General features: G+C 70.1%; 1 protein-coding gene. It reads left to right on the plus strand.

Going from position 1 to position 5,457, the window contains the following annotated elements; translation table 11 throughout:
• Positions 1-5,457, plus strand: a 5,457-nt coding sequence (locus tag V6U90_RS32315) for a hypothetical protein (protein WP_334444802.1), incomplete at both ends; no start/stop codon positions are given.

The following is a 5,457-nucleotide window of genomic DNA, read 5'->3' on the forward strand; positions in this document are numbered from 1 at the left end:
ATTGCCGGACCTGGACCGCATCGAGCAGGCGTTGCGCGCCGACGCGGCCCGGCGGGGCGTCACGGTGCCGGCCAGCGAATGGGAAATGCTGCACGAGCGGCTGCTCAACAACTACCGGCAGGTGGTCGCCCCGGACGGGTACCTGTTCACGTTGGGTGGCATTGAGGTGCTCGCCCGCCTGCGACCGGACGGCCCGCGGCTCGTCCCGAACCCGGCCGGCTCGTTCGACGCCGAGACGCCCGGGCCGTCGCCGGATGGCACCGAGGGCGGGACGAGCGCCAGCGACGACTTCCACGCCAACCAGTTCACCCAGGGTGTTTTCCAGACCGGTGCGCACAGCCAGTCGGACGGCACCAACACCCGGGCGGTGCGGCTGCGCGGCGACTTCAACGCCGACGTGCCGCTCGGCCCGATGACCCACTGGGGACCCCGCTTCAACGCCACCCTCAACAAGGTCGACCAGAAGACCTCCTACCTGATCGACGCCGAGAAGGGCCGGGTGCTGGACACCCGCGCGGATTCGACGTTCTACTCGTACGACGAGCCGGGGTGGTCGATCGAGACGCGCGGCGACGAGCAGTCGTTCCAGGCGGTGGAGCTGCCGGAGCCGCCGGACGGGCAGGAGCCTGCCCCGCTGCTGGTGGCGATCCCCAACCACCTGCTGAAGACCGCTGGCGATCAGGTGGTCGCCGACCTGCCAAACGACATGCGGGACAACCTGACCCGGTTGCCGGAACTCTTCTCCGCCAGCAACATCACCGGCCTGAACGAGCTGTACGACCACATCATCGCCCAGCTGCGTGCCGACGGCTTCGACATGTCCATCGAAAGTCCGATGCGCAATGAGCTGCAGCGCAAGCTGTGGAACCTGGAAGTCCACCTCGACGAGGCGGTGAACGACCGGCGTACGCCGGCGGTGGACGGTGCTGCCGGCGCGTCGACCCGGGGCTTCTCGTTCACGGTGCACGACCGCGGGTTCGCGGCCGCCAGCATCCGGGTGTACGGCCGCCGGGTCGGCGACTCCGTGCAGGTGGGCGTCGGCGACGGTGACTCCACGCCGGTGGGCGAGGCCAGCGAGCTGGTGGGCGAGGCCAGCGACAAGGCCCACATCGAGAAGGTACGTACCGGGATCGTGGGGCAGGGCGGCGAAGTCACCGTCCAGCAGTCCAGTGGGCTGTCGGTGGGTGGCGCGGCCGATCTGCCGTTGGCCAAGCGCTACGACGATCCGCAGGTGTACAAGGAGAAGGCCAAGCTCGGTATCTCCGCTCGCGCCGGGATGAGCTGGACCAGCAACGACAGTGGTGGCGTCACGCGGGCGTCGCTGAACGTGGTGGTCGAGCGGTACACCGGCTACACGGTCGGTCGTAAGGTTGGCTTCGAATGGACCGCCGAGGTGGCCACCTCGCGCCGGCCACGGGACTGGCCCCGGCCGACGCCCGCGGTGGACGGGTCGGCGGTGATCCGGATGTCCGAGCCGGACGCCTTCGACCACGGGTTCAGCGTCGACGCGGGCGCCTTCGCCCCCGATCCCATCCCCGGGCTGGCGGATGGTATCCCGGCCCCGGCCCCCGCCACGGGCGGGCGGCCGCAGAGGGTGCCGCATGACCAGTGGCGGCAGCGGCTGCGCAACGTCGGCGCGCATCCGGAGGACACCGGCGGCAACCTGGTGCCACGGCACGTTCTGGAGGGGAATGGCAGCCTGGGCCAGTCCCTGCCGCAGATCGACAAGCCGGCGGTACAGCAGATCCGGGCCGGTCTCATGCAGGTGCTGGCCGACGAGGGGTTCCTTCCCGTGGACGGGGACCGACCGTGGGCGCATGCGGCGCAGAGCCGGCCGGCGACCCCGGATCCGGGTACGCCCACCGAGGAGCAGCCGCTGCTGGGCAGGGTGATCGAGGGGGCGCGTAACGCCTATGACGAGGTCGTCCACCCCGACACCGACGCCGCGATCGACAACCTGGACCTGTTCAACAAGATGGTGAGCGGCGACGGTCTGGAGTCGCACTTCAACTCGGCCACCCAGGACGGCGACTCTGATGTCCCCGATGCCCTGGAGGGCGAGTCGGCCCCGGAGCCGCCAGCGGGGATGCCCTTCACCCTGCACAGTTGGCGCAACGGGGTGATGCGTACCGCCGAGGTGACCATCCACGCCGTCTCCCGGATCACTGCGGACGTCACCCCGGACGGCGACTCGGTGCACTTCGACCGGCTCGCCGACGAGTTGAGCGTGGTCACCCTCGCCATGTCGCTCGGCATCGCCGGCCAGGGCGCGAGCGGCAACCAGGGCTGGTCGGTGGAGGGCGGGCTGGGGGCCGCGATGCCGCCGGGCGTCGAGTGGCTTCGTTCCGTCGGACTCATCGGCGGGTCGGTGAGCCGCAACGTCGGCGCCTCCGAGCGGTTGACCCGCATCATCAACCGCCTGGAGCTGAAGGAGTACGGCGGCCGGGTGATGCTGTTCAACTTCCCGTACGACTTCGTCTGGACGGTCCGGATCAGCGACCGGGACGCCCCGATCACCTCGCCCGAGCCGGTCCGCGCCAACGTGCGCGCCGCGCTGCTGCGCTTCAACTCCGATCCGGCCACCTTCAGCGAGGTGGCCCCCGTCGACACCGAACCGTCGGTGCTCGACCAGGGCGTCGTGTACTTCCTCGACACGCACGGGCTGCGCGCCGGGGTGCGGAACCAGTTGCCGCCAGACCTGACCCGGGCCGGCCGACCGATGGCCGGGCCGGTGGACGTCATGTCCAACCAGATCGCCGTCGAGGCGAACTTCAAGGAGATCCTGGGCGGCCATTACGGCACCACCACCCTGGTCGAGCCCGGCTTCGTGGCGAACACCAGCGCCGCGATCTCGCTCAACGTGCCCCGCATCCGGGGGGCGCAGTTCGTCGGAGCCACCCCGGACCAGTACGTCACCGGCCTGATCGAGCTGTACCTGGCCGAGGCCGGCAACGCCGCCAGCCGGTCGTTCGCGAAGGCGTTCAACCTGCCCAACTTCGGCCTCGGCCGCAAGTTCGGTCCGCTGAACGTCAGCTACGGCGAGTCGGCGGGCGTGCGGGTGAGCGAGAACGAGACGGTCGAGACCAAGCGCGTCGGCGGCCTGGAGATGCTCAAGCTGGCCTTCGGACGGGGGTACGCCTTCGTCGCGCCCTACGACATCAATGTCCGCGCCGGCATCCACAAGCAGGTCGGGTTCGTCGTCAGCCAGGTCAGCGTGCCACGCGGAGCCGACCTGAAAAGCCGTACGATGCTGTTCCTGCTGCCGGAGGCGGAGGCCCTGGCGCACTACGCGGCCGGAAAGCTGCCGATCAGCGATTCGCAACTGCTCGACGCGATGGGCCGGTGGTCCCGCGGTGAACTGGTGCTCAGCGGCAACACCGTGGCCGGGCTGCTCAGCCGGTGGCGTGGCGAGCTGGATGGTCGCACCGTCGCCGGTGTGCCCGACCTCGGCGTGTACCTGGTCCAGCACCGGATCCAGACCTGGGCGCACACGCTCGCCGACCGGCACGTGGACCTGGCGCAGCGCGGCGCCGTGCTCGACCCGCGGCGCCGCGCGCAGGTCGCCGCCGACTTCGGGATCACCCTGGATCCGAACGTCAACCCGTTCAGCGCGCTGACCCTGCCGCCCTACCTGACCCGGACCGGTGACCGGACGCTGGGCCACTCGGGTGTCGACGAGTTGGCGCTGTTTACCGGGCCGGCTCCGGCCGACGGCGGGCCGCGCCCCACCACGACCCTGCTGGACGCCGTCCGGACGCTGATCGACACCGTCAGGCCCGGGCTGCTCGGCGCCAGCCACGCCAACTGGCCGGAGGCGGGGACCAGCTGGGGCGTGCTGATGTTCTCCCCCGACGAGTCGGTGGTCGGCGCGCTGCCCGGCGGCCTCGAGTCGCTGCAGGCCACGCTGTCCGGGCAGCGCGCCAACATCGTGTTCGCCGACATGCTGAACCGGTACAACGGCGTGTCGTTCTACTTCGTCTACCAGCAGGGCCGGATGGCGGCCCAAGTGTTCAAGTTGAAGATCTCGGCCACCCTGGGCGGCCGGCCGCAGTACACCAACTGGGTAGCCGACTACGGCATCGAGAACTACGCGCACGCCTACGACGCCACCGCTCGCATCCTCGGGAAGGCGCTGGGCTGGAACCTCACGCCGGGCAAGTTCGGCTTCTCAGTCGACGGCATCCCGGTGGCCGGCGCCGGGTCGCTGTCGTTCGCGCCGGGAGGGGCACGCGGCGTCAAGGGCGGCTCGCAGACCGTCCGGGAACGGACCACCTACGACTGGTCGGGGCACTACCAAGCCACTGACGACGCCGGCATCTCCCTGGAGCTCAGCCGGTTGAACATGCACGGCTGGCAGCCGAGCTACCTGCTGAACCACATGATGACGGCCCTGAACACCGCGACGGACTGGGCGTTGCACCACACGCCCGCCGGTTTTGCCGACTGGATCTCCCTCGCGCCGGTGGAACCGGTGCAGACCCGTCACTACGAGGCGCGGATCGACTTCAAGATCCCCCGGGGACAGGCCGAGGCCACGCCGATGCCCCGATCGACGCGGCTGGACCTGCGCGCGCTGCCGCCGCTGCCCGGCGACGCCTACGTCAGCGGCGCCCTGGTCGACGACCTCTACCCGGCCGCCCGGCACCTCATGGGCAACGTGCTCGGCTCGCACGCCAACGACCCGGCCTACCGGGGCAGCATGGCGCTGGACGGCCTGCTGTCCCGGCTCAGCGTCGACAACCACCTGTCCGACGCGCTGCGCGACTCCGGATACCTGCTCGGCTCGCACCTGTTCATCGGGGGCGAGTCCAACAACCGGGTGGCCATGCGGCTGTTCGTCAAACTGCACGATCTGGAGATCATCAGCAAGCTCGGCAAGACCACCGGTACCGGCCGATACGAGAAGTCCCTGAACATCACGTCGGCCAGCCAGTCGCGTGCCCGGTGGCGGCCCAACCTCGACGTGGAGGTGTCGCACGCCAGGCCGATCGGCGCGACCAACATCGGTGTGCAGGAAGACAAGACCGTCACCGGCAAAATCACCACCGGCGCGAACCGGACCGCGCCGGCCAGCCACAGCGCCGCCTTCGATGACGTCAAGCGTATCGAGGACCACCTCAAGACGGTGGAGGGCGATACGTACCTGGTCCGGATTCGCACCTCATCCCGTCTCGTCGCGGTCCCGCATCGGCACAGTGCGTTCCACCGCGACGCCGGTCTGGCGCCAATCGGGCCGGAGAAGTTCGAGGCCGACGATGCCCCCGCCACCGGTTGGATCCCCGGCGACAGTTTCCACGAGATGCACGCCGGCGAGGTACACGACCTCCTGCGCGCACTCAAACCGCACGACTGGAAGGCGAACAACCCGGCCGCCTGGCCCGCACCGGCGGCCGACGCCCCCACGATCGGCCTGGAGGGTCTGCTGCAACGCGCCACCCCGGCGGCGATGGCCGCCGC

It is taken from the genome of Micromonospora sp. CPCC 206060 (genome assembly GCF_036906895.1).
Taxonomy (GTDB): Bacteria; Actinomycetota; Actinomycetes; order Mycobacteriales; family Micromonosporaceae; genus Micromonospora.